The sequence below is a fragment of the Arthrobacter sp. 01L42 genome (assembly GCF_056400005.1).
The window spans coordinates 44,480-70,586 of record NZ_JBFTSL010000016.1 but is presented as its reverse complement, the minus strand read 5'-3'; the positions used below and the strand labels follow the sequence as shown (position 1 = coordinate 70,586).

Below are 26,107 nucleotides of genomic sequence, written 5' to 3'. Positions count from 1 at the left end.
GGATCCCTACAGCGTTACTTTGGGCGGGGTAACATCGCCGGGCTTGACCTGGCCGATCGTGGCGTCGTAGGCCTTCTTCCAGTCCCCGTCCGCGATGGCCTTGGTCAGGAGCTGATCGAGGTAGTCATGAAATGCTGCATCGTCCTTGGCCACGCCGATGGCAAATTCCTCGGCATCGGCCAAATGGCCGTCCGCGATGCGGTAGGCATCCGGATTCTGGGACTGGACACCGAGCAGGATTGCCTCGGTCGTGGTCACCGCGTCGACCCTCTTATCCTTCAGTGCCTGCGCGCATTCACTGTAGGTGCTGAACAGGACCACGTTGGCCGCGGGCACGGCCGCACCGATGAGCTGGGCCGCGCGGGCGCCGGTGGTGGAACACACGGTCTTTCCCTGGAGGTCCTCGGGTTTGTTCACTGAGCTGTCGTCCTTGCGTACCAGCAGGGCCACGTTGCTCTCAAGGTAGGGTCCGGCGAAACTGACGACTTTCTTCCGTTCGTCCGTCACTGCGTAGGAGGCGATCACGGCGTCGACCTTGTTCTGCTGCAGGAACGCCTCACGGTTTTTGGTGACCGCCTCAACGAACTCGACATTCTCTGCACTGCCGGTGAGGTCCTTGGCCAGGATTCTGGCCATCTCAATGTCCAGGCCTTCCATCTTGCCGGTGACCGGATTCTTCACGCCAAAGAGCGGCTGGTCGAATTTGACCCCGACGATCACTTTGCCGCGTTTCTGGATCTTGTCCATCGTGCTGTTGGCCGGGAAGCTCCGGGCCGGTTGGGTCTCGGCGGCCGGGGTGCTGCCGCCGCAGGCTGTGGTGCCCAGGACCAATGCGCCGGCGATGGCCAGGGCCGGCAGGAAGTGCTCGCGTTTCATGGTGACTCCTTAGGGTGGGTGCGTCGTTGCACTGGTGCTGTTAATGGACCGAGGAGAGGAAGGCTTTGGCCCGGTCCGAGGAAGGGGAGGTGAAAAACGTTTCAGGGTCGGCAATTTCCACGATGGCTCCGGAGGCCATGAACACGATCCGGTCCGCGAAGGCCCGCGCGAACGACATCTCGTGGGTCACGACGATCATCGTCGTGCCGCTCTGCGCGAGGCTCCGCATGGTCGCCAGAACCTCGCGGGTGGATTCCGGATCGAGCGCCGACGTCGGTTCATCAAAGAGCAGGACCTTGGGATCCATGGCCAGTGCGCGGGCGATGGCCGCGCGCTGCTTCTGGCCTCCGGAGAGCTGGGCAGGCCTGCTGTGTGCCTTGTCGGCGATGCCGACCATGGCGAGCAGTTCGTGGGCCCGCGTCTCTGCCGCCTGTTTGGCCAGGCCGAGAATTTTCCGTGGGGCGAGGGTGATGTTCTCCAGGATGGTCTTGTGGGAGAAGAGGTTGAAGGACTGAAAGACCATCCCCACTTCGGTACGGAACTTGTACAGATCCCTGCCCTCCACCGGCTGTTCGTGGCCGTCGATGAGAATGTGGCCCTCGTCGATCGCTTCGAGCCGGTTGATGCACCGGCACAGCGTCGATTTGCCCGACCCTGACGGGCCAAGGATGACGACCACCTCGCCACGGCGCACCGACAAATCAATGCCGGTCAGGGCCTGCATGCTGCCAAAGCGCTTGCCGACTCCGCGGAACTCAACGACGGTGTCCGTCTCCGTGATGGCTGTCATGATCTATCTCCTTTGATGGAATACGACTGTATACAGTGAAGTACAGTGTGGCATGGTGACCGCAATCACGGCAAGTCATTACGAGTCTTGGATGGGTGTGGAGGTCTCGCCCACCGCCGCGGCAGTTACCAATGGCAGCGGTGGGCGCAAGGGTGGCAGCACCGGGCTGATGCCCGGGAGAAGGCAGAAAAGCTGGCGCATCGGGGCCCGGAGAGCTAGCCGGAGAGCCTGGCGGTGATCTTAGTGGGAGGCCGATTTCCGCAGCAGGTCGAGCCTGATCCGACGGGCTGTCTCCATGTGTTCGCGTGCGGTGTTCCGCGCACCAGTTTCGTCGCCGGCGGTGATGGCCGCGACCAGCTTCGAATGCTCGGCCAGGGCCTCGTCCCAACGCTCTCCCACAGACAGAGTCGAGTGCGGCGTGCGGATCAAGTGGGTGGACAGCCGCTGCAGGAGATCCTGGAGGACGGGATTGTGCGCAGCCGCCCAGACGGCAGCGTGGAACTCCAGGTTCGTCGACGCCCGGGTGTTGTCATCCGGCTCCGAAAGTGCGCGGTCACGTTCCACCAGGCCTTCGAGCTGCATAATGTCAGTGATGTCGTGGGACAGGGCCGCCTGCCCGGCCGCCTCCTGTTCCAAAAGAATCCGCACGTCATAGACCTGGATGACTTCCTGGGGTGTTGCCTGATGGACCTGCAGTCCACGGGCGCCGCGATCCAGAAGACGGTCGTGCTGGAGGCGGCGAAGAGCCTCGCGCACCGGCGTGCGGGAGACACCGAAGCGTTCCCCCAAGGTAACTTCCCGCAAGGGAGTGGCCGGAGCAATTGCACCGGCCAGGATTTCAGAGCGCAGCTGGGCGTAGATCGAATCCCCGTCGTGCCGCATCGTTTCAGAACCAGGTGACACAACTTTCCTTCCACAGTGGCGACTCGGAAGGGAGGCTTACGCCGCCACTCGGTCCCGCCAGTTCGCAGACCCGAGCCATCGCCCGGACCCTCATAGTATTCCAGTGGATACGCGCGAGTCCAAGATGTGTTGTCCTTTCCATCCGGATGGTGCATGAATCGGTATTGTTCGGCCGCTGCCGGCCTAGTTCTTCGCCAGCAACTTTTGCCATCCGGGCGGACCTCGCCCGTCGGTGATACGTGCCGGTACAGGGTCTGGCGGGTGATGCCGAGTTCGGTGCAGAGATCGCCGACTTTGGTTCCGGGCTTGCCCAGGGAGGCCGTGGCGAGCCTGAGTTTGGCCGAGGTCATTTACTCGGGAGACTGAGTCGCATAGCCCGACATGTAGATCGCTGCGCCCTGCAGGGCCGGTCAGATTAGACAGGTGTCCGGTCGTGAAGCGGCCTGAAGGAGCTGGAGCCGGCGAACCAGTCCGATTCGGGAGCATCGCCGGAGTTATCCCGCCGGGCACCCTCGATCCGTCCTCCTGGATTGTGGAACTCGCCGCCGAACAACACGAGGGGTTCCCGCTTGGTGACGTCCAGTGTGATGACCTCGCCGACGACGATGATGTGGTCGCCGCCGTCGTAGATATTCCACGGCCGGCACTTAAGCGTCGCGGCGTTCCCCGTCAGCACCGGGACGTTGCCGTCCAGCGTCCATTCCGGTTCCGCGTCAAGGACTTTGCCAGCGAAGTGCAGGGCCACATCCTTTTGTTCTACCGACAGGATGTTGATAGCGAAGGGCGCAGCTTCCAGATACCGGGAGCCGCGCGAGGACCGGGTCAGTGTGACCTGGGCAAGCGGCGGGTCGAGGGATACCGCAGTGAAGGCGCTGACGGTGGCGCCGTGCGGAACGCCGTCGTCCGTCCGGGTGGTGACCACCGTGACACCGGTGGCGAACGTGCCAAAGGCGTGGCGCAATTCTCGTTCTTCAATGCATCCCATGACTTCCTGAGTCATCGACTTCTCCTTTCTGCTGTTGTTCAGGCCGCGCTGAATTTACCCAAGGTCCCCGCCGCCCACCGGCAGCACCGCGCCAGTGATGTAGCTGGCGTCGTCAGAGGCCATGAACAGGATCGGAGCTGCCTGCTCTTCCAGCGTGCCGTACCGCTTGAAGAGGGTGCTTTCGGTGGTCTGGTCCACGATCTGCTGGTACCACGTCTCTTCCTGGGCGGACTGCGCGTTCGGGTTGCGCGGGACCTTCCGCGGCGGAGCTTCGGTGCCGCCGGGCGCGGTGGCCACTACCCGGATACCCTTCGGAGCGGCTTCGAACGCCAGCGACGCGGTCAGAGCGTTGACCCCACCCTTGGACGACGCGTATGGAACGCGATTGATGCTTCGGGTGGCTATCGAGGAGACGTTCACGATGACCCCGGCCGTCCGTTCGACCATGTGCGGCAGCACTGCGCGGCAGCACCACAGCGTGGGGAAGAGGGAGCGCCGCACTTCGGCCTCGATCTCGTCCTCCTCGTAGTGCTCGTAGGGCTTGGTCCAGATCGTACCGCCGACGTTGTTGATCAGGATGTCGATGCGTCCGAACTCTGCCACGGCGTAGGCCATCAGCTTCACGGCGCCCGCATAAGTTTCCAGATCGCAAAGGAAGTATCGTGCGGGTGCATCACTGGCCGTCAGCTCAGCACACACTTCAATGACCAGCTCGGACCGGTCCGCCAGCACTAGGGTGCCTCCCTCGGCCGCAATCTTACGGGCGACGACGGCACCAATCCCTTGGGCAGCGCCGGTCACCACAACAACCTTGTCGGTAAAACGCATTGCTGTGCGTCCTCTCTTATTGGGATTTTTCAGCCGTTGAGGCCAGTTCGATATCTGCGTAGCTGCCCCCGCGTCAGCTGATGGCTTCACGTTCCCGTGGCGCCGGCTCCGTCGAAGCAATCTCGGCTTTAACTGTCGAGCTTCGCACCATCAGGGTGGCCAGTCCGGCCAGAACCAGGGGTACCGCGAGTGCCATGAAGTAGCCGGAGACGCCCAGTCCCGTGAGAATGAGCCCGCCGAGGGCGGAGCCCACGATGGAACCGAGGCGGCCAATTCCGATGCCCCAGCCGGTAGCCGTGGCACGAAGTTGAGTGGGGTAGGCGTTGGCGATCAGGTAGTTCAGGGCCAACTGCTGGCCGCCAATGCCGAAGCCGGCCAGCCCGATAAGCACGAAGACCAGCGCAAAGTTGGAGCCGGCCAGGCCCAGGCCCAGCGCGATGACGATCCCCGCCGCAAACATGACCAGTAGCAATTTTCTGGGGTTGACCTTGGGCAGGATGATGGACAGAGGGATGGCGAAGAGGATAAAGGCGCCGTTGACGGTCACGGTTCCCATCGCGGCCTGCGAGCCGGCCAGCCCCAACATCTTGAGCGCGGTTGGCATCCAGAGCAGCAGCAGGAACCACGCGATCCAATTGAGCAGGTAGGTGGCGAAGACCGCGATGGTGACCATCCGGTACTTAGCGGAGAAAAGTGCGGCGACGGAGCTGCGCTCCTGCATTTTGTCGTTGGTTGCGAGCACGGCGTCCGGGCTGACTGGGCTCCCGGAAATTGAGGCCATGATCTGACGCGCCTGTGCGTCGGCTGCGGAGGTGCCCTTGGCCGCCAGGAAGATCGGCGATTCGGAGAGAATCTTGCTGCAGACCAAAACCATGGCAAGTGGCAGCACGCCGCCGGCTAGGAAGATGCCACGCCAGCCCATCACTGGCAGCCATGCCGCCGCCATAAGCCCACCGAGTAGCGCGCCACCGGGCAGGCCAAGCAACACCAATGTCATGAACGTGCCGCGGCGCGATTTGGGACTGTACTCGGCGGTCAGTGCCAGCAGCGCCGGGGTGGCCCCGCCCATGCCGAGGCCAATGAGGAAGCGCAGAATGACTATCTGCTCCAGGGATTGAGCAAAAGCACCGGCAAGGGAGAACACACCAAAAAGGGCCAGTGCGAGCAGGATGGTCTTCTTCCGACCGATCCTGTCCCCGAAGGTGCCAAGGGACATTGCGCCCACGCACATGCCAACGGTGCTGGCGGTGATCACCCAGGTCATGTCAGTGGCCTGCAGGCCGAAGTCTTCGGCGATTGCCGGTCCGATGAATGCAATCGACTGGGTGTCGAATCCGTCCAGCAGTGCGATCACGAAACAGAGGACGACGATGGACCATCGTTTGATTCCCATGGGCGTGTTGTCGATAACGTCCTGGACGTTATAGGCGAGTTTAGTCACCGGTAACTCACTTTCGTGTGATGTTCTGACCCGACTGATCCGGGGGCCGGGCGGCTGCGGCCACTTCATTTTGGGCACGCGGCATTACGGCGGGTGGTGGGGATGATATTCGGGTTGGGCCCGGGGCCGGGCGGTTCCGGCCCCGGCGCCGAAAAGGGGGGCTTAGCCCCGGGGATCGAGCACGAAGTTATAGGTGACTTCGCGGCCCTTGCCGTCGGCGCGCTCGGTGGGGGCCAGGACGAGTTCGGGCTTCACGGCCGAGGCGATGTCGTCGGCGACGTGCTCGTCGCCTTCGAAGTAGAGCTGGGTGGTGATGAGCTCGTGCTTCGGGGCCGAAACCTTCAGGTGCAGGTGGGCCGGCCGCCAGGCGTGCCAGCCGGCCGCGGCGATGAGGGCACCGCAGGCACCGTCGGTGGGGATCTGGTACGGCGCGGGCTGCATGGTGTTGATCTGGAAGTTGCCCTGAGCGTCGGCGATGATGGAGCCGCGGAGGTTCCATTCGGGCAGCCCGGGGGCGAACTGGGAGTAGAAACCGAGGTCATCGGCGTGCCACAGTTCGATCAGTGCTCCGGCGAGCGGCTGGCCGGCGACGTTCGTGACCTGGCCCTGGAACAGCAGCGGCGTGCCTGGTTCGTCGTCGCGCATCGGCAGGGTGGCCGGGGTGTTGAGCGTGGGGGCGTTCGGGATGTAGTACGGTCCCTCGATGCTGCCCTTGGAACCGTGGCGGCTGGAATTGGCGACCTCCTCGACGGAGTGCTCCACCCATACGTCCAGGAACAGCGGCCACTCCCCGTCCTCGCCGACCTGGATGAGCCAGGCCTTGAAAGCGTTGTATTCGTCGTAGGTGACCTTCTCGTCCAGGACGGTGTCGTTGATCGCCTTGATGACGCGGCCGGCAAGCGTGCTGACCCGCTCCTGGCTGGTGCCGGCGGCGAGGTGCTTGTTCTCCCGGAAGCGGGCGGTTGCCCCTGCGCCCGAGGAAGCTGCTGTGGCTTCGGTTTCCATTGTCATGGTGACTCCCTTGTCAAAAAAGAACGATGGTAAAAACGGTCGGCGGTTTCGGACTGGCAAATTTCGCTCAGTGCCGTGCCGCACATCACAACCGGTGTTGATTCAACGGTAGGCCCGTAATTGATCGAGGGGAAATACCTATTTCCGGCCCATTGAAAGCTTTTGGATATGAATGTTCGAGCGAGGGGCCGGGCTATTTCACAGCGGACGGGTGCCTGGCCAGCGGCGTCACCTTGATGTCCATGTAGGGGAAGAGCGGCAGTCCGGAGAGCAGGGTGTGCAACTCGTCGTTGTCCGCGACGTCGAACACCGAGTAGTTGGAGTATTCGCCCACGACCCGCCACAAATGCGCCCAGCGTCCGTCGCGCTGCAGCTGCTGGGAATACTCCCGCTCTTCCGCCTTGATGGCGTCGGCGTGTTCCTTGGGCGTGTCCAGCGGAATATTGACGTCCATGCGGACCAGGTACAGCATGTGGTTCTCCTTGCGGGGTGGGGAGCGGTATGCGGGCGTTCTGAGGGCAGGATGCGGGGCCGGGCCGGCCTAGTCCTGTCGGTATTTCTGCAGCTTGTCGGCGTCGATGGCCGCGCCGACGCCGGGGACCTCGCGGACCCGGATGGCGCCGTCGTTGATTTCGAGCGGCTCCGCGAGCAGGTCGTCCGTCATGTCCAGGTAGTTGGAGAGCTCCCCGGCCCGCCGGGAGCTGGCCTCGAACGCCGCACCAAAGGTGACCGTGGCGAGGCTGCCGATCTGGGTGTCGATCTGGTTGCCCATCGTGACGTCCACGCCGAGGCCCACGCAGAGGCCGAGGATCTGCTGGGCTTCGGTGAAACCGCTGCGCGCAGTCTTAATGCAGATCGCGGTGCTGCCGCCGGAAAGCAATTCGCGGGAGACATCGCCCAGGGTGGGGACGCTTTCGTCGCCCACGATCGGGATGCTCGAGCTCTGCACCAGCCGGCGCCGGCCCATCGCCTCGCCGGCATCGCACGGCTCCTCCAGCATGGAAAGGCCCAGGCCCTCGGTCCTGCGCAGGACCTCCATGGCCTCGTTCGCCGTCCAGCCACGGTTGGCGTCGAGGTAGATCTCGGCGTCCTCGCCAAGGCCCTCCCGCAAAACATGGCAGGCCTCGACGTCGAGGGAGAGGGGCCGCCGCCCGGTCTTGAGCTTGAAGGTGTTGATGCCGTACTTTTCACGGAACCGCAGCGCTTCTTCCAGAAGCTCGGCGGCGGGCTTGAAGCCCAACATGTGCGAGACCCGCATGCTGTCGGTGAAGCCGCCCAGCAGTTTGTGCACCGGGGTGCCCAGCGAGATCCCGATGACATCCCAGAGGGCGATGTCCAGGGCCCCCTTGGCCGTGGGGTTGTTGACCGTGCGCCGGAGCAGCTGCTGGACCTTGGAGCGGTCCAGCGGGTCCAGCCCGATGAGTTGCGGGGCAAAGATCTTGGTCACCACCGAGACGATCGAATCCTGGGTTTCGCCGTAGGTGTAGGGCCGCGGCGGGGTGTCCGCGATACCGCAGATGCCGGTGTCCGTGTAGATCCGGACCAGCACGTGTTCCGCGGAAGTCACCTCGCCGCTGGCGAACTTCAGCGGCCGCGCGTAAGGAATGGCGTAGGGAATGGCCTCAATGCGGTCAATTTTCACGGGGTGGTTCCTTTGTTGCGGATGCGGGTTGTGACTGTGGCAGGGACTGGGCCGGCGACTCCGCGGGGCGAAGCGGGGGCTGTTGCTGGCCAGGGCCCGATGTGGGAGGTAAATCGAAGAGCTGCAGGAAGCTGCGCAGCAGGGGTGTCTCAGCGTCGCGGATCCAGGCAACGGCGAGGTCGACCGGCGGCGGGTTATGCAACGGACGGAAGACGACACCCTGAAAGGAAAACATCCGGGAAGTCATCGGCACTAGGGCGATCCCCATCCCTGCCGCGACGAGCGAGAGCAGGGTGGAGGTTTCCCTGGCCTCCTGGACGAGCCGCGGCTGGAACCCGGCTTTGCGGCAGGCATCCACGACGATGCTGCTGACCGCGGAGTAGCTCGGATAACCGACGAAGTCCTGGCCGGCGAGCTCCGCCAGTTCCAGGGTGCCCTTTTCCGCCATCGGCGAATCCGCCGGGAGTGCCGCGACCAGCTGATCCTGTTCGAGCAGTTTGAGGGCCACAGTTCCGGAGCGGACTGGGGGTCGGAGGACGGCGACGTCGAGCCTTCCGTCCTCGAGTGCGGACTCCATCTGCGGCGTCAGCATTTCGCCCTGAACGGTGATGCGGAGCCCGGGAAAAGTGCGTCGGGCGGCCTGGACGATGCTGGGCATCAGCCGGTAGGTGGCTGTTCCGGTGAAGCCGACGCGGAGGACGCCAGTGGCACCTGCGCCGACCTGCCGGACGTCCTCCTCCAGAGCTTCCAGTTCCTGCATCAGCAGCCGTCCTCGATCCAACAGGACCTGTCCGGCTGGGGTGAGATCCACCTTGCGCGTAGTGCGCAGCAGCAAGGGTGTGCCGAGCTGTTCCTCCAGCTGCCGGATCTGTTGGGACAATGGCGGCTGGGCCATGTGCAGCCGCTGGGCTGCGCGGCCGAAGTGACGTTCCTCGGCCACTGCAATGAAGTACTTGAGGTGGCGCGTCTCCATAAGAAGCTCCCGGGCAGCTCGAAGCAGGCGATATGCCGTACTCCGACCAGCTTAGGAGGGCGGATTAGTTAGGGGAAATACCTATTTCAGAGCTATTGGGACGTTTCGCATACCAATCTCCGCCTGTGGGCGGCCGGGGCGCGGACAGGCAGGCCAGCGGCAAGGAGGGTTACATTGTTCGAAAGGCAAGCTGGCCAAGATGTCGGCCCAGCCGAAGTGCTTGAAGTCATAGCCGCCCGGCGATGGCGCGGTGACGACCCGGTAGATGAAGTCTGCAAGGAAGATCACGCTGAAAACGGCGTTCATCAGCGTGTTCACGGTGTCGCGCGATTTGCCCCCTTGTTGCCTCACATGAAAACCTCCGAGCGACAGCTGTCACGCGGGCAGCAACCATAACCCACGCTCCGGGCACCGCTTCGGCTGGTGACCGCACTCACCGACCCACTGTTGAAATCAGGCGGACTGGTACTTGGACCAACGTGGACGGGATCGCGGTTTGCGTGGATCGTGACTCAGCTCGGAGAGGGTCATGCTCAGGACCCTGTTGTGTAAGTTGAACATGCGCCATGATTGGCACCTGGAGTTCACCGAGGATGGCGGCCGCTACAAGCGCTGCAGGCGTTGCGGTAAGGACGACGACCGTGGCGGTGGCGCGAGTGGCGCTTGGGCTGGCATTGCCGGGATGGGATAAGCCCGCAAGCCAGGCGGTCTCCGGCCAAGGCCGCCGGGTTCACAACGGGAGGGGCTCCACCCGGGCCCGGCTCCCCGATCTGTTCACTGGCAGAGGCGGTCGAGGGTTTCCTGGGCGGCCTGTTCCATCTGCGTCTGGAGCAGGTCGACGCGGCGTGCAGTTGCAGGGTCCTGCCAAGGCCGCGGCGGCATTGTCATGGTCATCGTGACCTGGCTGCCGCCGTCGGCGCTCGTGATGGAAATACTGAGGTAGCCGAATCCGCCCCCTGGATGGCCGTAGCGGAAGTCGCTGGAACACGCGTCAGGATACCGCCCCAGGCCGAGCCCGTAGTCCGCGAAGCCGGCCTTCTTCTTCATTTCCTCAAGCATGGCGGGGGACAGGAGCTGGCCGCGCAGGAGGGCCCGGTAGAAGGTGTTCACGTCCTGCGTTGTGGAGATGACGCCGCCTGCGGGGGAGCCGACCCAAACCTCGGGCTGGGTGAGATCGACCCGTTCGCCGCCATCAATGACGTAGGCGTGGATGTTGTCCGGAGCCTGCCGGTCCGGTTCGGCCAGCGACGTGTGCTGAAGTCCCAGAGGGCCGAAGATGTCTTCATTGAGCACGTCGGCAACGGGCCGTCCGCGCAGCTTTTCGATCAGCTGGCCGAGAGCCATGTAATTGGAGCTCGAGTAAGAAAAGCGATCCACGTTCTTGGACTCCCAGGGGAGCGTGGCGGCCAGTTCGAGTGCCCGCTGCATGCTGAGCCGTGTGTTCGCAACCTGCTTCAGTGGTCCCGCAGAGTATTCGGAATCCACGTAATCGGGCATGCCGGAGTTATGGTTCAGCAACTGGCGCACGGTGATCAGTCCGGGCGGCCGCAGCGTGGTCCGGAAACTCTCCAGGACACCGTTCACCGGATCATCGAGCCCGATAAGTCCCTGGTCGACGAGTTTCAAGACTGAGACGGCGACCATCGACTTCGTAATGCTGGCCACGGATACCCGGTCCTGGGGCCGGGCCGGGTCCTTGCTGTCCAGGTTTCGCACCCCGTAGGCCTTGGACCATTCGCCGCCCGGCCATCTCACCTGCACAACCAAGGACGTCGCCCCGCCCTCCATGAAGTGCCGGACCCGGCCTTCCAGAGAATCCGTCGCGGCCTGGATCGCTTCCTGGGTCACTGCCTGGGTCGCGAAGACGCTCGATGGAGCCGGCCCGGGAGGGGCCCCCACGCAGCCGCTCACAGGGAGAACCAAAGCCGCGGAGATAACTGCGGCACCGAGCGGACAAGAACGCGTCCGCCACCGAGCAGCCAGGGCACCCATGACATCGTTGTACGCTCAAATCTGTCCAGTGGATAGGCCGGGCCCGTAAAGTCCCGCCGCACAGCCCGCCGACTAGTGGAAAGAGCAATCTCCTCCCGCCTGGAGCGGCAGGGGAGTCTCGACGCCCGATGACCACGAAACTCAGCACCCAGCGCCGATCGCCGCTAAGGATTCCACAAAAGGAACGGCGAACCGCCCACTCCAAGCTGTGATTTAACCGCCACTCCCAACGAATAGTTACAGACTTTGGCACAGGCGTTTGAGCTGCTACTTTGATGCGCGCCTGGGTCTCGATAAAGCGTCCCGCATCGGTATGGCGGGGGAGTGGCTGATGGGGGCCCGAGGCGGCGTTCGTTGGTTGTCGCCGTGGGTTGCCAGCTGCCGCGGTAGCAGGTTGGCTCCGTCCGGGCGAGCTCACCCGTGCGGGAGACAGGGCGGTGGATGGTCTGGCGGGTGATGCCGAGTTCGGTGCAGAGTTCGCTGACTTTGGTTTCGGGTTTGCCCATTGACGCCATCGCGAGGAGGAGCTTGGATGGGGTCATCTTGTAGGGGCGGCCGCCGCGGGCCCGCGCGGAGGCCAGTCCTGTGATGGTTCGTTCTGAGATGAGTTCGCGTTCGAACTCGGCCAGGCCCGCGAAGATCCCGAAGACCAGCTTCCCGGAAGCGGTCGTGGTGTCGATGGCTGCTCCCTGGCCGGTGAGGACCTTCAGTCCGCGGCTCCCTGCCGTCATAACGGCCATCGCCCGCCCAGATGAGCTCCTCGCCGTCGATCACGCACCCGGGCGGGACCTGCTCCGCAAGGGCAGCAGCCAGGTCAGGGCACCACAGGGTCAGGTCTTTGCCCTGACAGGGCACAGCGTCACGCCCGTCTCCGCGACCACTGCCGATACCCGAAAGCCGTCCCCGCTTGGGCTCGTACCAGGAGCCGCGGGAAGCACGTCCGGGCCGGGGACTCGGTTCACGGGTTTGGCCATGCTCAGGGAAGGCACGCGAAGGTCCGCCGGCCGGAGCTCTGACATGGCGGGCCGGGGAGATCAGTAGGGGCTCGAGAAGACCGGGGCCTGGGCGGCGCCCCGAGTGTCAGTGTCGCGTACCGCTGTCGCCGTCACGGCATCGGGGTCCGAGAAGACCACACGATGGGTTTGAGCGGTCACGGTTTCGTCTGTCGCGTGAAAGGCCGGCGCTTCGGTGGTCGTCGTCATAGCCATCATTTGTACGGCATGACCGGCCGAAGGTGCCAGTCGACGCGCCTGTCCGCGGGCCGCTGAGGTTCTACGTCCGCGGCATGAGGGTGAAGAACGACTTCGGATCGTCCGAGCCGAGAAGGTCGCGGTGGAAGGAGATGGCATCGACCGGGAAGGAGTTCACGAACAGGACGGCCACTGTCGCGGAATGCACGACGGTGTACCGGGTCACTGATTCGAGCCATGACATCAGTCCGGTGTAGTCCTCAACGAGGAGTCCGTCGCCCAGGAGGCCGCGTTTCGCGAGTAACTCCTCGACTGCGTGCCACTCCCAATCCATGAGCTCATTGATCGCTGCTTCCACTGTTGGAGTGCTCATATCTCGATGGTGGCACCGGCTATCGACAATCAGAGGAACTTGCGCCGCGCGTGTCGTCATGCCGGCCGATCCATGCCTCAGCCCTGCTGCCTTTTGGTCCTTCGGCGGTCTTCCCGGGACGACCCGACGGGCCACTGGTGCGACCACATTGACTGCTGGGACGTCGTCCAGACCGGCTTTGTGTAGGCGGATTGCCCGCCGGTGGGATTCGATGCACTTTGGGCTTAGGACTGGGTCGTACCGGTGCCGGATCAGGCCGGATTCCGTATGTTTCCGCGGGCATCCAGTGTTTGCGGGGGAGCGAATGCGGTTCGAGTCCCACCTCGGGCACGTTTTCCCACGTCAGAGGCTTGTTGGCCTCTGAGTGTGTGCAAATCTCCTTGGTGCAACTGTCGCGTTTGTCCCACCTGATCGGGACAGTTTTGCGGGCCGGGTAGAGGCGAATCCAAGAATCCAGTGGCTGTATGGGATTTCTCGCGGCGGGGGAGCGAGCGGACGATGTCACGATGGGATACCGGCATGCGGGACCGGGCGAGTGGTTTTGCTTAGGGTCCCCGACGAAGGCCGCGCAGTCGCGGGCGAAGTACGACGAGACGGCGGCGCCCAGTCAGGGTGCCGCCGTCGGCGCTTGTTCTCCGGACGTCAGGGCCTTGGATGGTCATCGATCTGGACGAGGTTCCGGCCACGCAGAGTGTAGAGGTAGCCATTTTCGTCGTTCGTGATGTGGGATCCGCTGTACCAGCCGCCGTCGGTCTCCGGAAGCACGGTTGCCACCTCGAACGTCTTCGGGTCGAAGCGGAACACGGTGGTGTCCGACACGCCGTAGACCACGCCTCGGTTGGTCACCATGGCAGCGAAGCCGAAGGACACGGAGCTGATGTCCGCCTGGTGCACCAGTTGCCGCTTTGGGAGGTCGATGACGAAGATGCCGCCTTTGCGGGTCAGCCCGTAGAGGTTCCGTCCCTGGACGGCGAGGGCGGAAATGCCCGCTCCCATCTGTGGTTCGATCCTCCAGAGTTCCTTGCCCGCTACCGGATCGAAGGCCACAATCGTGCCCGGACCGTCCAGTGTGGGGAGACCGCCTCCGAGGTAGGCCACGCCGTCGCGGGTGGCTACAGCGCGCAGGAGCTGGCGGTTGTCGATCGGGTTGGTGAAGCACTGCTTCGTTCCGGTGCGGGGATCGTAGGTCCAGAACGACCCGCCGCCCTCGGTGTCGGCCTGCGCGGCGACCAGTACGAGTTTGTTGACCTCGTCCCAGCAGACGTCCAGCGGACGGTTCTGCGCGGAGGGAAAGCTGGCGGCCTGGTGGACAGGCTGGCCGCTGCGTGGATCGTACTCCCAGATACCCTGTGAGCTGTACTGGCCGGTGAACAAGACACCGTCCACAATCACGGCGTCCTTGGCCTCACCAGGGGCGTTCAAGTTGACGACTTCGCCGTTCTTCAGCGAGTGGCGGGCGATCACGCCGTTGCCTCCGGCGTAGACAAATCCCGAACCGGCGGCCAGGCCCATCGCCGTCTGGGCGGTGGCGGACGCGCCGGCCTGCCCAAGGTCAGTGACGGCCACGCTTCCCGTGCCGGGGTCGATCTCGGCCACGAAGCCGTAGCCCGAGGTGACCAGGAGCTTGTCGTTCCGGGCGTCCACGCCCCAGATTTCGCCGAGGGGCGGGCCGTTCAGCGCCAACTGCGAGATCGAGTTCGATTCCACGGAGTACACGCACAGGCCAGACTCGTTGGCGAAGTACACCTGGTCGCCGATACTTGCGAAGTTCTTGACCGTCTTGCCGATCGACGTCGCCACGGAATAAGAAGAGGGGTTGTCCAGCGCCATGAGGGCAACCTTCGACTGTTCGGTCGAAGCGGCAGAACTTACCAGAAGCTTGTCTCCGACGATGGCCAGGTCCCGGATACTGGGATCCGCTTGCATCTCCGAGGGGGTGACCAGCTGAAAGGTTTGGGTGGCGCGGCTGTACGCCCAGAGGCAGGCCCGGCCCGCACTGCCGCCGCCGCCAAGGGTGCTGCCGGCGCCGAAGAAAACCGTGGTATCGGTGGCCGCAACCGCCCGCGCCAGCGTAGCGCCCGTATCGGGGATCCCCAGACTGACGACCTGGCCGGTGGCAGGGTTGTACTCCCACAAAGCCGGCTTGGTGGGACTCCCGCCGCCAACCGCGTACAGGCGTCCGTTTGGTGCCACGCTGAGGTCGCGCACGTCGCGGTCACCGATGCGGCCGATCGGCGTTGCCTTCGTCGACAGGGTGGCCAGGTCCCAGCGGTAAAGGTTGGGCTGCGCTCCACCGGAATTTTGGAGGACACCGGCATACAGGTAGCGGCCCGTGGAATCGGCCGCCAGGGCCTGAATGCTGTAGCCGGTGGCCAGCACTGTCTCGCCGACTACCGTGCCCGTGGGCACGTGGAAGGCGACGATGCGGACGGGGTCGAGGTTGCGGGAACCGATGTAGACAATGTCGCCGACCAGAATCGAACTCATCAGCGAGAACTGGACTACCGCCGGTCCCAAATCGACGATTTCGGTGGTGCCGTGCCCGCCGCGCTGGGCGGACGGGTCCGTGGCCACTGCCGGTCCGGACGCGGACAGGCCCAGTGCGGCCGCGAGACCGGCTGCGCCGCCTGCCTGGAGGACGGCCCGCCTGCTGATGTTGGAAATCTGCATTGAACTTCCTTTGTTCTGAATGGGAGGTGAAAGCTGTTGCAAGGCTGCCGCCGTCGAACTTTTTGCGTGCGGAATTGCCCGCGGGAAAGCCCGCGGAAATGCAGAGTACGACGACGGTGCTGCAGTTAGGCGGTGACGGCCAGGTCCGCCATGCGGACGGGGAATAGCAGCGGCTCACCGCGCGACACTCGGTGGGCTTCGGCCACGGCGGTGGCGGCCAGCCGGTCCAGCTCAGTGCCTAGCGACCCGGCAAGATGCGGGGTAAGCAGGACGTTTGGGTTGGAGTAGAAGCCCGAATCCGCAGGCAGGACCCAGGGAGTGGTGACGTCCAGGACGGCAAACAGCTCGTGCCGTTCCAGGCGCGCAAGAAGTGCATCCTGGTCCACCAGCTCCCCGCGGGCGGTGTTGATAAACGTGGCCCCGCTCCGGAAGCGCGCTATCAGCGCGGCATCGATCAGGTTCTGGGTGGAGGGAAGCGACGGCGCATGCAGCGACACGACGTCGCTGCTTTCCGCGAGTTCCGCCAGACTCACCAACTGCACGCCGAGGGACGCGGCCTCGTCAGGGCTCAAATAGGGGTCGGCCACCACGACGTCGAGTTCGTACGGCGCGAGCAGCCGAATGACGTGCCTGCCGATTTTGGACGCGCCGATGATGCCTACCCGTTTGCCATAGTTGCCCATCTCGGGAAACAGGCTGTCCGGGTCGATGGCTGACTTTTCGGTGTGCAGCTTCCGGGCAATTTGCAGGACCCTTTTGTTGGCCAGCAGGATCATGGCCAGGGTGTACTCCGCCACCGGGATGGCGTTGGCGTCCGCGGCGGTGCTGACCTGGAGGCCCCGGGCCCAGCACTCGTCTCCCACGTGGTTCTTGACGGTACCGCCGGCGTGCAGGATGTGGCGCAGCCGCGGAGCGGCATCCAGGACGGCGGAATCCACAGTGGGGCAGCCCCATCCCGTGATGAGGATGTCGGTTTCGGCGAGGAGTCCCAGCGATTGGGGTGACGCGAAGTCTTCCATGGGCTCCGTGCTCAGGAGCCGCAGGCCAGGGTTCAGGGAATCCAGGCGCCGGGTGGGGAAGATCCTGGCGGCGACGTCGGCCCTCATGGCAAGCGCGACGTTTAGCTTTTCCGGGGACAGGTTCACTTGACGCTCCCCGCTGTCAGTCCGGACTTCCAGAAACGCTGCAGCATGATAAACGCCACCACCAGCGGGATCACGGACAGCAGCGAACCCGTGATGACCATGGGTGCGAACTCGGGCTGGGGAACCGCGTAGCCCTGCCAGATGGAGATGCCCACACTGACCGGTAAGAGTTGCTGGTCCTGCAGCATGATCAGGGGAAGCATGAAGTTGTTCCACACGCCGATGAATTGGAACAGGGCAATGGTGATGTAGCCCGGCATCATCATGGGTAGCCCCAACGAGACGAACGACCGGATGGGTCCGGCCCCGTCCATTCGGGCTGCTTCCAGCGTCTCCATGGGGACGTAGGAAGCGGCATAGACGCGGGCCAGGTACACGCCGAAGGGGTTGCAAAGGACCGGGATCAGGATTGCCCAAATGGTGTTGGTCATGCCCACCACCGATGCCAGCAGGTACATCGGCAGTACCGTTGCCGTATTGGGGATCAGGACTCCCACGAGGACAAATCCGAACAGCGAGTTCTTGCCGCGGAACTGGAACTTGTCGAAGGCGTAGCCTGCCATGACGGAGATGAGTCCGCCAAAGACGGCGCCGAAGCCGGCATAGAGGACGGAGTTGCCCATCCAACGGAAAAACGTCCCTCCGTCCTGGGCGGCCACCGCTGCGATGTTTTCGAAGAGGGCAAAGTTGCCCAAGGAGTAGGCACTCGTGCCGTAGAGGTCTGCGGCGTTCTTCGTGGACGCAAAGAGCAGCCACAGGACCGGAACCACCATGTAGGCGGAACCCAGGATCAGCAGTCCGTTGACGGTGAGCTTGCTGGCGAAACCCCCTTGGAGTGCCGAAGTCTTCTCGCGCGGCGCGGGTTTCGGCGCCGGGGGGTTGCTCGCCTTGTTTCTGGGGCGGGACAGGATATTGGTGCTCATGGTTTGTTCATCCTGGAGCTGAGTCGGGTGACAACCAGGGACAGGAATGCTGCCAGCCCGGCAATGATGATCGAGGCGGCCGCGGCCTGGTTGAGGTTGTGTCGGATAAAGGCTGCGTCATAGGCCCATAGGTTGGGCACCCAGGTACTGGTGATGGACGGGGTGGCCTTGGCGATGATGGAGGGCTCCGTGAAAAGCTGCAGCGTTCCAATGATGGTGAACAGCATGATCACGCTCAGCGCCGGCAGGATCAGGGGGAACTTTATGCTCAGCGCCATCCGGATTTCGCCGGCTCCGTCCACCCGGGCTGCTTCCAGGATTTCCCGCGGAACCGCCTGCAGTGCGGTGAACAGAATGATCACGTTGTAGCCGGTCCATTCCCAGACGCCGATGTTGACGATCGCCGGGAGGACCATGTGGGCGTCCAGGAAATTGATCTGAATGCCGCCGCCCTCGAACGCTTGCACCAGCGGGCTGATGCCCGGAGTGTAGAGGTAGGCCCAGATCAGGGCTGCGATGACGCCCGGCACCGCGTGAGGAAGGAAGATAAGCAACTGGAACAGCTTGCGTGCCCGGGCAACCGTTGCATCGAGGAGGAGCGCAAAGATGACGGCGCCGCCCACCATGCAGGGGATGTAGATCAGGCAGTACAAGCCAAGCCGGGCGATGCCGCTGACGAACGATTCCGAATGCAGGACCTGGAGGTAGTTCTCGAGTCCAACAAACGCCGTCTTGGCTTCACCGAAACCAAGGCCCGATTTCTGTTGTGCATAGAGGCTCAGCACAATCGAGTAGATGACTGGTGCGACCATGGCGATGGCAAAGACGCCGAAGAACGGGACCAGGAAGATTGCTGCGGTCCTGCCGCCGGTTCCTGAGGCTGCACTGCGCCTGCGGCGCGGAACAGTGGTGTGGGCCTGAGAGGCCATGAAGATCTCCTAACTGCCTGGGCTGCCTCCGTGGAGGCAGCCCAGGGGGTGTTACTACTCTTTGACGGACAGGCCGTTCTGCTTAAGTCCTGCCACCGTTGCCGTTTGGGCCGTGTTTACCGCCTCCTGGACAGTGCCACCGGTGCTGAGCTTGCCGTAGGCGTCTTTGAGGGCCGTGTTGGTGATGTCCCAGTTGGGGCCCCAGTGCCAGCCCGGGCTGACTGTTGCGTACGCCTTGTTGAAGACGGCGTAGATGTCGTTGCCGAAGTAGCTGGCGTCGTAGGCTTGCTGCGCCACGGGAGTCAGTCCTGGGAAGGCGAGGAAGGCCGAGCCGGTGTTTCCACGCGCCTTGATGGCTTCCTGGTTTGTGGTGAGGAACTCGATGAACTTGGCCGCGGCAGCCGGGTTCTTGCTGCTCTTGGTGACGTTGAAACTTGATCCACCGTAGAAAGCGCCGGCCGGTGTGCCCCAGTTGGGCATTTCGGCGGCGATCCACTGTCCCTTCTGGCCGCTCGCTTCGGTCCGCTTCTGGATGCCCGTGGCGCTCCAGTTCGCACCGAGGACACCGACGACCGTGCCCCTCGCCAGATCGAGGCTCCACTCATCGCTGTAGGCCTGCTGTACCTTGACGATCTTGTCGTCAATCAGTTTTTGCCAGTAGTCGGCCACCTTCTTTGTTGCACCATCGTTCACACCGATCGCCCAGCTTTCGCCAGAGGTGCCGAACCATTTGGCCCCTGCTTGCCAGGCCAGTCCGGCGGTGGCTGCTACTTGGTTGGGGTTGAAGCTGGCCAGGTAGGCGTCAGGTGCCACCGACTTGAGCTTGACTCCCGCCTCTTCGAATTCCTGCCAGGTCTTGGGGATACCGACGCCGGCCTTCGCCAGCATGTCCTGTCGGTAGTACATGACCATGGGAGCCGCGTCGTAGGGCAAACCATAGGTCTTGTCGCCGAACTGAACCATGCTCCGGATTTCGCCGCCGAGCTTGTCCACGGTTGCGGACTTATCGATCAGTCCATCCAGCGGCTGCACTTGGCCGTTGCTGACGAACTGCGGCAGCTGAGGGTACTCGATGGTCGCTACGTCGGGCCCGTTTCCTGCAGTGATGGCCGTGGAAAGCTTGGCGTAGCCGCCGTTGTCGCCGTTGGGGATGGTCTCGAAATTGACCCGGATCTTGGTTTGGCTCGCGTTGAACGCGGCTGCCACCTTGTCCATTCCTGCGAGCGCTGACCAAAACGTGACAGTGCCCGAGGGATCCTCGGTGGGGGTAGGTGCGGCGGACGGGGTGGTTGCCGTTCCGCAGGCTGCCAGCAGCAATGCGCTGCTGGCCAGGCTTGCTGCCCCGATAAGCAGTTTGCGACGCTTCATTGTTCTCCCTTGAATTCCACGATGCGAAGGTGGGATGTGGTGACTGCCACATGGTGTACGTCAATGAAACACGCAGATTTAAACAACAACAACAAAGTGAACAGAACTGAACATTCGGGTCGGTGGATGGCCCGGCGGCTAGCTGATGGTCGAGTCCCGGACAACCAAGGTGGGCGACAGGCTGACCCTCTGCAGCGCCGAGGAAGTGCCGCGCCGGGAAACGATGCGGTTCAGGCACATTTGCAATGCCTGGTACCCGACGTCGAACTTCGGCGGAGCGACAGCACTCAGGGACACGGACCCCAGGGAGGCGATCTCGTCGTCGTACGCCACCAGCGCAAGTTGTCCGGGGATGCGTAGGTTCCGCGCCTGGCACGAGTCAGCAAACATGAGGGCGTCGTCGTCGTTGTGGACGATCGCGGCGGTCACCCCGGCGTCCGGGATCCAGTCCAGGATGCCGTCGATTTGCCGCCGGAGGACCTCGGGGTCGCTCGGGACCGGGCTGATGGAGCGCACCATGCCTGCATCGTAGTCAAGACCGGCTTTCTGCAGGGCGAGACGGTAACCCTCGCCCAGGGGAGTTGTCGTGGGGCTGGCCTCACGAGCACACAGGGCGATTCTCTTATGGCCCAGAGCCAGCAGGTGGTTGACGGCAATTTCCGCACCGCGGACGTGGTCGCTGCGCACCGATTCCAGTCTGCCGGGGTCGAGAACATCATCAATGGACCGCTCGACAACGATGATTGGCACTTTGGCGGCGGCCAGCAGGTCCAGGGTTGGCGTCCCAGTCAATGATTCCTGGCTGGGTGTGACCATGAGGCCGTCCACGCCACTGGCGAGTAACCGCTGAATTTGCAGGCGCTCCTCCGACTGCGAGTAGTTCGAGACGCCAAGGACCAGGCGGACACCCAGTTCCCGCGCCGCGGCCTCGGCCCCTCGGATGATGCCCGGAAAGTAATAAGCCGCCGAGGGCGCCACCATTCCGATTGTTGCCAGGGGTGGGCGAGTGGTGGTGCGGCCGCGGCGTTCGGGCCCGGAGGGCGCGGCAGCCGGAACAGCGCCGCCGTGTACCCGGCTCAGTAGTCCTTCGGCTTCCAGGGCCACCAGGTCCCGCCGGACCGTCATTCCGGAGATGCCGGCCTTGGCGGCGAATTCGGTGACGGTCAGCGACCCGCTGAGCGCCAGTTCCTTGAGGATCAGACCATGTCTCTCTTTGGACAACATGCGCGTGCCTCCCTAATAAAGTTCGGAATTGTTCAAATGTTTCAAGTTGAACTACAACGAACATTTCCTTGGGAGTCAAGGCGACTGGACCACGTTCACCATCGCCCTGGTCGCGGCCGGTGCGGCGTCCTAAGCTCGTACATTAATTCTGGGTGGCTGATTCGAGGCGTCGCCGCGGTTCCATAGCAAGACGACGTCTGGCTAGGCCCCACTAGTCCCGGAAGCACGCTTCTGGTGGCAAGTTCGAGGTATGTGGCGGCCTTCGCCACCGCATCGTCAATGTCCGGACCATCGTTGCTGCGTTGGGCGAAGTCCACCAGCTGGGCAGCGGCAACAATTCCCCTGGATGCCAGCTCCTGAGGCGTGACAAGGATGCGGCCTGCAACCACGATGACGGGGATGTCCCGCTCTTTGGCGGCATTCGCCAGCGCAACGGGAGCTTTGCCGGAGAGAGACTGGGCGTCCAGTGACCCTTCTCCGGTAATTACGAGGTCGGCGGAGTCCAGCTGTTCCGCTAATCCCGTCAGCTCTGCCACGAGGCCAAAGCCGCTTTCCAGGCTGGCCTCCGTGAAGGCCAGGAACGACGCCGGGAAGCCGCCGGCCGCGCCGGCACCGGGAACGTGGACGTCCCGGCCCGTCGTTTCCCGCAACACGGCGGCCCAGGTGCGGAGACCGGCATCGAGCAGCTCAACAGCACTGGCGTCTGCCCCCTTCTGCGGGCCGAAGACGTGGGCCGCACCGTCGTTCCCGAACAAGGCATTGCGGACATCGACGGCGAGGCGGAGCCTCACGGTCGCCAGCCGAGGATCAAGACCGGAAGTGTCCACGGCGGCGACGTCGGCCAGCGGACCACCGCCCAAGGGAACCACGTTCCCGGCGGCGTCCAGAGGACGCAGCCCCAGGGCACGCAGGGCGCCGCTGCCGCCGTCGGTCATGGCTGAGCCGCCGAGCCCCAGAATGATTTCCGTGGCGCCGGCGTCGAGAGCTTCCGCGATCAACTCGCCGCAACCATAACTGTGGGCCCGGAGGGCGTTGTCCGGGGTCTGGGCCGTGGCGATCAGACCCGAGGCCTGCGCTGTTTCAATCACTGCGGTGGCACCGCCGGCTGGTGTACGTCGCAGCGCCCAGTACGCGCCGACCGTCTGCAGAAGGGGCCCGGCCACGGTGGTCTGCCGCGGCTCGTAGCCTGCGCGGACAGCCGCGTCGAGGGTGCCTTCGCCGCCGTCGGCGATCGGGAACTGCGTGACGGTTGCCCCCGGGAATGCGCGCGAGGCGCCCTCGGCCATGGCAGATGCTGCCTCGGCGGCGGTGAGTGACCCCTTAAATTTGTCAGGGGCGACCAGAATGTGCATTTTCCGTCCTCTCGTCGGTTGGAAGTCATTTGCGATCGGCCGAATCCCAGCCGGCGTCGACTGACCGGCATACATCGGCTGGGATTCGGTTCCTGCAGGGAAACCTGCAACCGTGCGTCCTGCCATTGCGGGCGCCGGCCATGACGTGGCAGGCGCCCGCTGCCGTTGGGCCGGACGTATCAGGCGGACGGGAGCACGAGCTGCGCGTACCGTTCCTTCATGGTTGCCAGAACGGTGTCGCCGTCGGCGTCCCAGATGTCCCGGTTGAAGATTTCCACTTCGATGTCGCCGGTGTAGCCGGCGTCGCGGACCCAGGTGCCGATGGTCCCGAAGTCGATGACGCCGTCGCCCATCATGCCCCGGGACAGCAGGGCGTCCGTTGCGATCGGGAGGTTGAAGTCGCACACCTGGTAGGAAGCAATCCTGTTCTCCCGTCCGGCCCGTTCGATCTGCGCCTTAAGTTCCGGATCCCACCAGACGTGGAAGGTGTCGACGGCGACGCCCACCGCCTTCGCGTCGTAGGGTGCGGCCAGGTCCAGGGCCTGACCCAGTGTCGAAATCAGGGCCCGGTCCGCGGCGTACATCGGATGCAGGGGTTCGAGCACCAGCCGGATGCCGTGGTCGGCCGCGAACGGCACCAGGTCCTCGAGGCGGTCAGCGACGCGCCGGCGGGCTGCCACGACGTCCTTCTCGCCGGGCGCCAGGCCGCCGACCACGAGGAACAGTTCCTGCGTATCCAGTGCCACGGCCTCCAGTATGGCGGCCCGGTTGTCCGCCAGTGCTGCGGCCTGGCCGGCGGTGTCGGGCGCCGTGAGGAAGCCGCCGCGGCACAGCGAGGACACTCGCAGGCCGGCGTCTTTGATCAGGGCCGCGGCTTTGTCGAGGCCGGTGTCGTGCACGACGTCCCGCCACGGGCCGATCGCCGGGATGCCGGCGCGAACGCAGCCGTCGACGGCCTCGGCCAGGGTCCACTTCTTGGTGGTGGCGCTGTTCAGTGACAATCGTGAAAAGTCGCTCATACTCCCACCCCGTTGATCCGCAGGAAATCCGACATTCGGAAGGCGGCCAGGGCTGGGTTGGTGATCAGTCCGGCCTGGTCTGCCAGTTCGAAGGTCTTCGCCAGGTGCACCGCGGACCGGCCGGACTGCAGTCCGCCCACCATCTGGAATCCAGGCTGCTTGCCGTTGAGCCAGGACAGGAACGCGATGCCGGTCTTGTAGTAGAAGGTCGGGGCGCTGAAGATGTGCTTGCCCAGCTCCCGGGTGGAGTCCAGGATGGCGCGCGCTTGCGCGGCGTTACCGGCGTCGTAGCTCTGCAGGGCTGCCGACGCAGCCGGGTAGATCGCGGCGAAGATGCCCAGCAGAGCATCCGAGTGGTGCGTGCCGTCGCCGTCGATCAGTTCCGGGTAGTTGAAATCGTCGCCGGTGTAGAGGCGCACGCCCGGGGGCAGGGCGGCCCGCAGGGCCACTTCGTGGCCGGCGTCCAGGAGCGAGACCTTGACCCCGTCCACCTTGTCCGCGTGTTCCCGGATCAGTGACAGGAACGTATCGGTGGCCGGGGCGACGTCGGCGGAGCCCCAGTACCCGGCCAGCGCCGGATCGAACATGGTGCCGAGCCAGTGCAGGATGACCGGCCGGTCCACCTCCTGCAGGAGGGTCGAGTAGACATGCAGGTAGTCATCCGGTCCGCCGGCCACCATGGCCAGCGCCCGGGACGCCATCAGGATCACCTTGGGCCCCGCCTCAGAGACGACGGCGACCTGCTCACGGTAGGCGTTCAGGACCGCCTCGATACCTGCAGCGCCGGAGGGAAGCGTTTCCAGATCCAGCTGGTCGGTCCCGGCACCGCAGGCGACGAGATCGCGCACCGACTTGCCGGCGGTTGCGGCAGCACCCGAGGCAACTACCGAAGCTGCTTCGGCGCCGGTGCGCTTGATGAGCTGCCGGGTCGCGTCCCAGTCCAGGCCCATGCCCCGCTGGGCGGTATCCATGGCATCGGCCACGCCGAGGCCGTAGGACCACAGCTCGTGCCGGTACGCCAGAGTGGCATCCCAGTCCAGCCGGGCCGGCGCGCCCGGCGTGTTGTCGGCCGTGACTTCGGGAATGACGTGGGCCGCGGCGTAGGCGCGCCGTGACGTCAGCGGTGCAGTCGGCTTGGCCCAGCGCGGGGCCGCACTGAGCCGGTACTCGCGGGTGCCGCCGTCGTTAGTGGGAAGAATGAGGGACGTCATCAGAGTGTGATCTCCGGGATATCGATGGTGCGGCGCTCATCGTTGGACTGCAGGCCGAGCTCGGCGAGCTGGACACCCCGGGCGGCGGACAGCAGCCCGAAGCGGTGTTCGCGGCCGGCGATGAGGTCGCGGAGGAATTCTTCCCACTGCAGCTTGAAGCCGTTGTCCAGCTCGGCGTTGGCGGGGACTTCCTGCCACTGGCTGCGGAAGGATTCGGTGACCGGCAGGTCCGGGTTCCAGACCGGTTTGGGCGTGTGGGCACGCTGCTGCGCGACGCACTTGTTCAGGCCGGCGACGGCGGAGCCGTGCGTGCCGTCGACCTGGAACTCCACGAGCTCGTCGCGGTAGACCCGGACGGCCCACGAGGAGTTGATCTGACCGACCACCGGATCGCCGGCCGGCGTCTCGAGTTCGAAGATCCCGTAGGACGCGTCGTCCGCAGTGGCGGCGTATTCCTTGCCGGCCTCGTCCCAGCGGAGGGGGATGTGGGTGGCGGTCTTGGCGTTGACGCTCTTGACCTTGCCGATGATGCCTTCCAGGACGTAGTTCCAGTGACAGAACATGTCCGTGGTCATGCCGCCGCCGTCGTCCTTGCGGTAGTTCCAGGACGGACGCTGGGCCGCCTGAACGTCGCCTTCGAAGACCCAGTAGCCGAACTCGCCGCGGATCGAGAGGATGCGGCCGAAGAATCCCTCATCCACCAGCCGGCGCAGCTTGACCAGGCCCGGCAGATACAGCTTGTCATGCACGACGCCCGCCGTGACGCCGGCATCCTTGCCGATCTTCGCGAGCTCGATGGCTTCCTCCAGCGTCTCGGCCGTGGGCTTCTCAGTGAAGACGTGCTTGCCGGCACGCATGGCCTTCTTCAGCGTGGCGGCGCGGAGGCTGGTCATGGACGCGTCAAAGACGACGTCGACGGTGGGATCGTTGATCACCGAGTCCAGGTCCGTGGACCATTCGGAGACCTTGTGCAGTTCGGCGAGCTCGCGGATCTTGGCCTCGTTCCGGCCCACGAGGATCGGTTCGACCTGCACCCGGGTGCCGTCCTCCAGGGTGAACCCCCCGGCATCCCGGATGGGGAGGATGGACCGCAGCAGATGCTGGCGGTAGCCCATCCGGCCGGTAATGCCGTTCATGGCGATGCGGATCGTCTTTGTTTCGAAGCCCATGTGTGTCCTCCAGAAATCAGGGTGGTATCCAAGATGGGAAAGCGCATTCCCACTGATCAAGTGTGCACTGTCCGCGCCGCCGGGGCAAGCGCT

At 64.3% G+C, this 26,107-nt stretch carries 24 protein-coding genes; all 24 read right to left on the bottom strand.

Annotated elements, in window-relative coordinates; translation table 11 throughout:
• Window positions 1–6: 6 nt before the first annotated feature.
• The 24 genes from AC1DN2_RS14605 to AC1DN2_RS14490 all read right to left on the bottom strand — a co-directional run bounded on the left by AC1DN2_RS14605 (window position 7) and on the right by AC1DN2_RS14490 (window position 26,014).
• A complete protein-coding gene (locus AC1DN2_RS14605) occupies window positions 7–876 on the bottom strand; it encodes a glutamate ABC transporter substrate-binding protein (protein ID WP_476850860.1) in 870 nt (289 codons plus the stop codon).
• Window positions 877–916: 40 nt separating this feature from the next.
• Window positions 917–1,666 (bottom strand): amino acid ABC transporter ATP-binding protein, encoded by a 750-nt coding sequence (locus AC1DN2_RS14600; RefSeq protein WP_476850859.1) that lies wholly within the window; start codon window positions 1,664–1,666, stop codon window positions 917–919.
• A 240-nt stretch (window positions 1,667–1,906) separates the two neighbouring features.
• Window positions 1,907–2,569 carry a GntR family transcriptional regulator gene (locus AC1DN2_RS14595; RefSeq protein WP_476850858.1) on the bottom strand — a complete coding sequence of 221 codons (663 nt, stop codon included), beginning with the start codon at window positions 2,567–2,569 and terminating at the stop codon, window positions 1,907–1,909.
• 415 nt (window positions 2,570–2,984) lie between these two features.
• Window positions 2,985–3,569, bottom strand: a complete 585-nt coding sequence (locus tag AC1DN2_RS14590; protein WP_476850857.1) for a flavin reductase family protein — start codon at window positions 3,567–3,569, stop codon at window positions 2,985–2,987.
• Window positions 3,570–3,608: 39 nt separating this feature from the next.
• The gene (locus AC1DN2_RS14585) at window positions 3,609–4,382 is read right to left on the bottom strand and encodes a 1,6-dihydroxycyclohexa-2,4-diene-1-carboxylate dehydrogenase (RefSeq protein WP_028276557.1); all 774 of its coding nucleotides are present in this window, start codon (window positions 4,380–4,382) and stop codon (window positions 3,609–3,611) included.
• A gap of 73 nt (window positions 4,383–4,455) precedes the next feature.
• On the bottom strand, window positions 4,456–5,892 hold the full coding sequence (locus tag AC1DN2_RS14580) for an MFS transporter (protein ID WP_476850856.1): 1,437 nt from the start codon (window positions 5,890–5,892) through the stop codon (window positions 4,456–4,458).
• A 93-nt stretch (window positions 5,893–5,985) separates the two neighbouring features.
• Entirely contained in the window at window positions 5,986–6,834 is an 849-nt protein-coding gene (catA, locus tag AC1DN2_RS14575; protein WP_476850855.1) for a catechol 1,2-dioxygenase, read from the bottom strand.
• A gap of 193 nt (window positions 6,835–7,027) precedes the next feature.
• Entirely contained in the window at window positions 7,028–7,306 is a 279-nt protein-coding gene (gene catC, locus AC1DN2_RS14570; protein ID WP_476850854.1) for a muconolactone Delta-isomerase, read from the bottom strand.
• A 69-nt stretch (window positions 7,307–7,375) separates the two neighbouring features.
• Window positions 7,376–8,476, bottom strand: a complete 1,101-nt coding sequence (locus AC1DN2_RS14565; protein ID WP_476850853.1) for a mandelate racemase/muconate lactonizing enzyme family protein — start codon at window positions 8,474–8,476, stop codon at window positions 7,376–7,378.
• Complete coding sequence (locus AC1DN2_RS14560) at window positions 8,466–9,449, bottom strand: LysR substrate-binding domain-containing protein (RefSeq protein WP_476850852.1); 984 nt, start codon at window positions 9,447–9,449, stop codon at window positions 8,466–8,468. The genes AC1DN2_RS14565 and AC1DN2_RS14560 overlap by 11 nt, the downstream gene beginning before the upstream one ends.
• 81 nt (window positions 9,450–9,530) lie before the next feature.
• The gene (locus tag AC1DN2_RS14555) at window positions 9,531–9,767 is read right to left on the bottom strand and encodes a hypothetical protein (RefSeq protein WP_476850851.1); all 237 of its coding nucleotides are present in this window, start codon (window positions 9,765–9,767) and stop codon (window positions 9,531–9,533) included.
• A gap of 456 nt (window positions 9,768–10,223) precedes the next feature.
• Entirely contained in the window at window positions 10,224–11,297 is a 1,074-nt protein-coding gene (locus tag AC1DN2_RS14550) for a serine hydrolase domain-containing protein (RefSeq protein WP_476850850.1), read from the bottom strand.
• Window positions 11,298–11,605: 308 nt separating this feature from the next.
• Window positions 11,606–12,172: a recombinase family protein gene (locus tag AC1DN2_RS14545; RefSeq protein WP_476850849.1), complete on the bottom strand. Its 567-nt coding sequence runs from the start codon at window positions 12,170–12,172 to the stop codon at window positions 11,606–11,608.
• Between the two features lie 541 nt (window positions 12,173–12,713).
• Complete coding sequence (locus AC1DN2_RS14540) at window positions 12,714–13,004, bottom strand: hypothetical protein (RefSeq protein ID WP_476850848.1); 291 nt, start codon at window positions 13,002–13,004, stop codon at window positions 12,714–12,716.
• A 642-nt stretch (window positions 13,005–13,646) separates the two neighbouring features.
• The gene (locus AC1DN2_RS14535; protein ID WP_476850847.1) at window positions 13,647–15,674 is read right to left on the bottom strand and encodes an outer membrane protein assembly factor BamB family protein; all 2,028 of its coding nucleotides are present in this window, start codon (window positions 15,672–15,674) and stop codon (window positions 13,647–13,649) included.
• A 125-nt stretch (window positions 15,675–15,799) separates the two neighbouring features.
• Window positions 15,800–16,819 carry a hydroxyacid dehydrogenase gene (locus tag AC1DN2_RS14530; RefSeq protein WP_476850846.1) on the bottom strand — a complete coding sequence of 340 codons (1,020 nt, stop codon included), beginning with the start codon at window positions 16,817–16,819 and terminating at the stop codon, window positions 15,800–15,802.
• Window positions 16,816–17,742 carry a carbohydrate ABC transporter permease gene (locus AC1DN2_RS14525; RefSeq protein ID WP_476850845.1) on the bottom strand — a complete coding sequence of 309 codons (927 nt, stop codon included), beginning with the start codon at window positions 17,740–17,742 and terminating at the stop codon, window positions 16,816–16,818. The genes AC1DN2_RS14530 and AC1DN2_RS14525 overlap by 4 nt, the downstream gene beginning before the upstream one ends.
• A complete protein-coding gene (locus AC1DN2_RS14520) occupies window positions 17,739–18,671 on the bottom strand; it encodes a carbohydrate ABC transporter permease (protein WP_476850844.1) in 933 nt (310 codons plus the stop codon). The genes AC1DN2_RS14525 and AC1DN2_RS14520 overlap by 4 nt, the downstream gene beginning before the upstream one ends.
• A 54-nt stretch (window positions 18,672–18,725) precedes the next feature.
• On the bottom strand, window positions 18,726–20,039 hold the full coding sequence (locus AC1DN2_RS14515) for an ABC transporter substrate-binding protein (protein ID WP_476850843.1): 1,314 nt from the start codon (window positions 20,037–20,039) through the stop codon (window positions 18,726–18,728).
• 138 nt (window positions 20,040–20,177) lie between these two features.
• Window positions 20,178–21,263 (bottom strand): LacI family DNA-binding transcriptional regulator, encoded by a 1,086-nt coding sequence (locus AC1DN2_RS14510; protein WP_476850842.1) that lies wholly within the window; start codon window positions 21,261–21,263, stop codon window positions 20,178–20,180.
• A gap of 95 nt (window positions 21,264–21,358) precedes the next feature.
• Window positions 21,359–22,615: a glycerate kinase gene (locus AC1DN2_RS14505; protein WP_476850841.1), complete on the bottom strand. Its 1,257-nt coding sequence runs from the start codon at window positions 22,613–22,615 to the stop codon at window positions 21,359–21,361.
• A gap of 179 nt (window positions 22,616–22,794) precedes the next feature.
• A complete protein-coding gene (locus AC1DN2_RS14500) occupies window positions 22,795–23,634 on the bottom strand; it encodes a sugar phosphate isomerase/epimerase family protein (protein ID WP_476850840.1) in 840 nt (279 codons plus the stop codon).
• A complete protein-coding gene (locus tag AC1DN2_RS14495) occupies window positions 23,631–24,845 on the bottom strand; it encodes a dihydrodipicolinate synthase family protein (RefSeq protein ID WP_476850839.1) in 1,215 nt (404 codons plus the stop codon). Before AC1DN2_RS14495 ends, AC1DN2_RS14500 begins: the two co-directional genes overlap by 4 nt.
• Complete coding sequence (locus tag AC1DN2_RS14490; RefSeq protein WP_476850838.1) at window positions 24,845–26,014, bottom strand: Gfo/Idh/MocA family protein; 1,170 nt, start codon at window positions 26,012–26,014, stop codon at window positions 24,845–24,847. Before AC1DN2_RS14490 ends, AC1DN2_RS14495 begins: the two co-directional genes overlap by 1 nt.
• Window positions 26,015–26,107 lie beyond the last annotated feature (93 nt).

What these genes read in the sequence shown, in the direction of transcription:
- AC1DN2_RS14520 (WP_476850844.1), bottom strand. Translation starts at nt 18,671, where the DNA reads ATGGCCTCTCAGGCCCACACCACTGTTCCGCGCCGCAGGCGCAGTGCA.
- AC1DN2_RS14585 (WP_028276557.1), bottom strand. Translation starts at nt 4,382, where the DNA reads ATGCGTTTTACCGACAAGGTTGTTGTGGTGACCGGCGCTGCCCAAGGG.
- AC1DN2_RS14540 (WP_476850848.1), bottom strand. Translation starts at nt 13,004, where the DNA reads ATGAGCACTCCAACAGTGGAAGCAGCGATCAATGAGCTCATGGATTGG.
- catA (WP_476850855.1), bottom strand. Translation starts at nt 6,834, where the DNA reads ATGACAATGGAAACCGAAGCCACAGCAGCTTCCTCGGGCGCAGGGGCA.
- AC1DN2_RS14545 (WP_476850849.1), bottom strand. Translation starts at nt 12,172, where the DNA reads ATGACGGCAGGGAGCCGCGGACTGAAGGTCCTCACCGGCCAGGGAGCA.
- AC1DN2_RS14590 (WP_476850857.1), bottom strand. Translation starts at nt 3,569, where the DNA reads ATGACTCAGGAAGTCATGGGATGCATTGAAGAACGAGAATTGCGCCAC.
- AC1DN2_RS14515 (WP_476850843.1), bottom strand. Translation starts at nt 20,039, where the DNA reads ATGAAGCGTCGCAAACTGCTTATCGGGGCAGCAAGCCTGGCCAGCAGC.
- AC1DN2_RS14600 (WP_476850859.1), bottom strand. Translation starts at nt 1,666, where the DNA reads ATGACAGCCATCACGGAGACGGACACCGTCGTTGAGTTCCGCGGAGTC.
- AC1DN2_RS14560 (WP_476850852.1), bottom strand. Translation starts at nt 9,449, where the DNA reads ATGGAGACGCGCCACCTCAAGTACTTCATTGCAGTGGCCGAGGAACGT.
- catC (WP_476850854.1), bottom strand. Translation starts at nt 7,306, where the DNA reads ATGCTGTACCTGGTCCGCATGGACGTCAATATTCCGCTGGACACGCCC.
- AC1DN2_RS14495 (WP_476850839.1), bottom strand. Translation starts at nt 24,845, where the DNA reads ATGACGTCCCTCATTCTTCCCACTAACGACGGCGGCACCCGCGAGTAC.
- AC1DN2_RS14505 (WP_476850841.1), bottom strand. Translation starts at nt 22,615, where the DNA reads ATGCACATTCTGGTCGCCCCTGACAAATTTAAGGGGTCACTCACCGCC.
- AC1DN2_RS14535 (WP_476850847.1), bottom strand. Translation starts at nt 15,674, where the DNA reads ATGCAGATTTCCAACATCAGCAGGCGGGCCGTCCTCCAGGCAGGCGGC.
- AC1DN2_RS14580 (WP_476850856.1), bottom strand. Translation starts at nt 5,892, where the DNA reads ATGAAGTGGCCGCAGCCGCCCGGCCCCCGGATCAGTCGGGTCAGAACA.
- AC1DN2_RS14525 (WP_476850845.1), bottom strand. Translation starts at nt 17,742, where the DNA reads ATGAGCACCAATATCCTGTCCCGCCCCAGAAACAAGGCGAGCAACCCC.
- AC1DN2_RS14490 (WP_476850838.1), bottom strand. Translation starts at nt 26,014, where the DNA reads ATGGGCTTCGAAACAAAGACGATCCGCATCGCCATGAACGGCATTACC.
- AC1DN2_RS14605 (WP_476850860.1), bottom strand. Translation starts at nt 876, where the DNA reads ATGAAACGCGAGCACTTCCTGCCGGCCCTGGCCATCGCCGGCGCATTG.
- AC1DN2_RS14500 (WP_476850840.1), bottom strand. Translation starts at nt 23,634, where the DNA reads ATGAGCGACTTTTCACGATTGTCACTGAACAGCGCCACCACCAAGAAG.
- AC1DN2_RS14510 (WP_476850842.1), bottom strand. Translation starts at nt 21,263, where the DNA reads ATGTTGTCCAAAGAGAGACATGGTCTGATCCTCAAGGAACTGGCGCTC.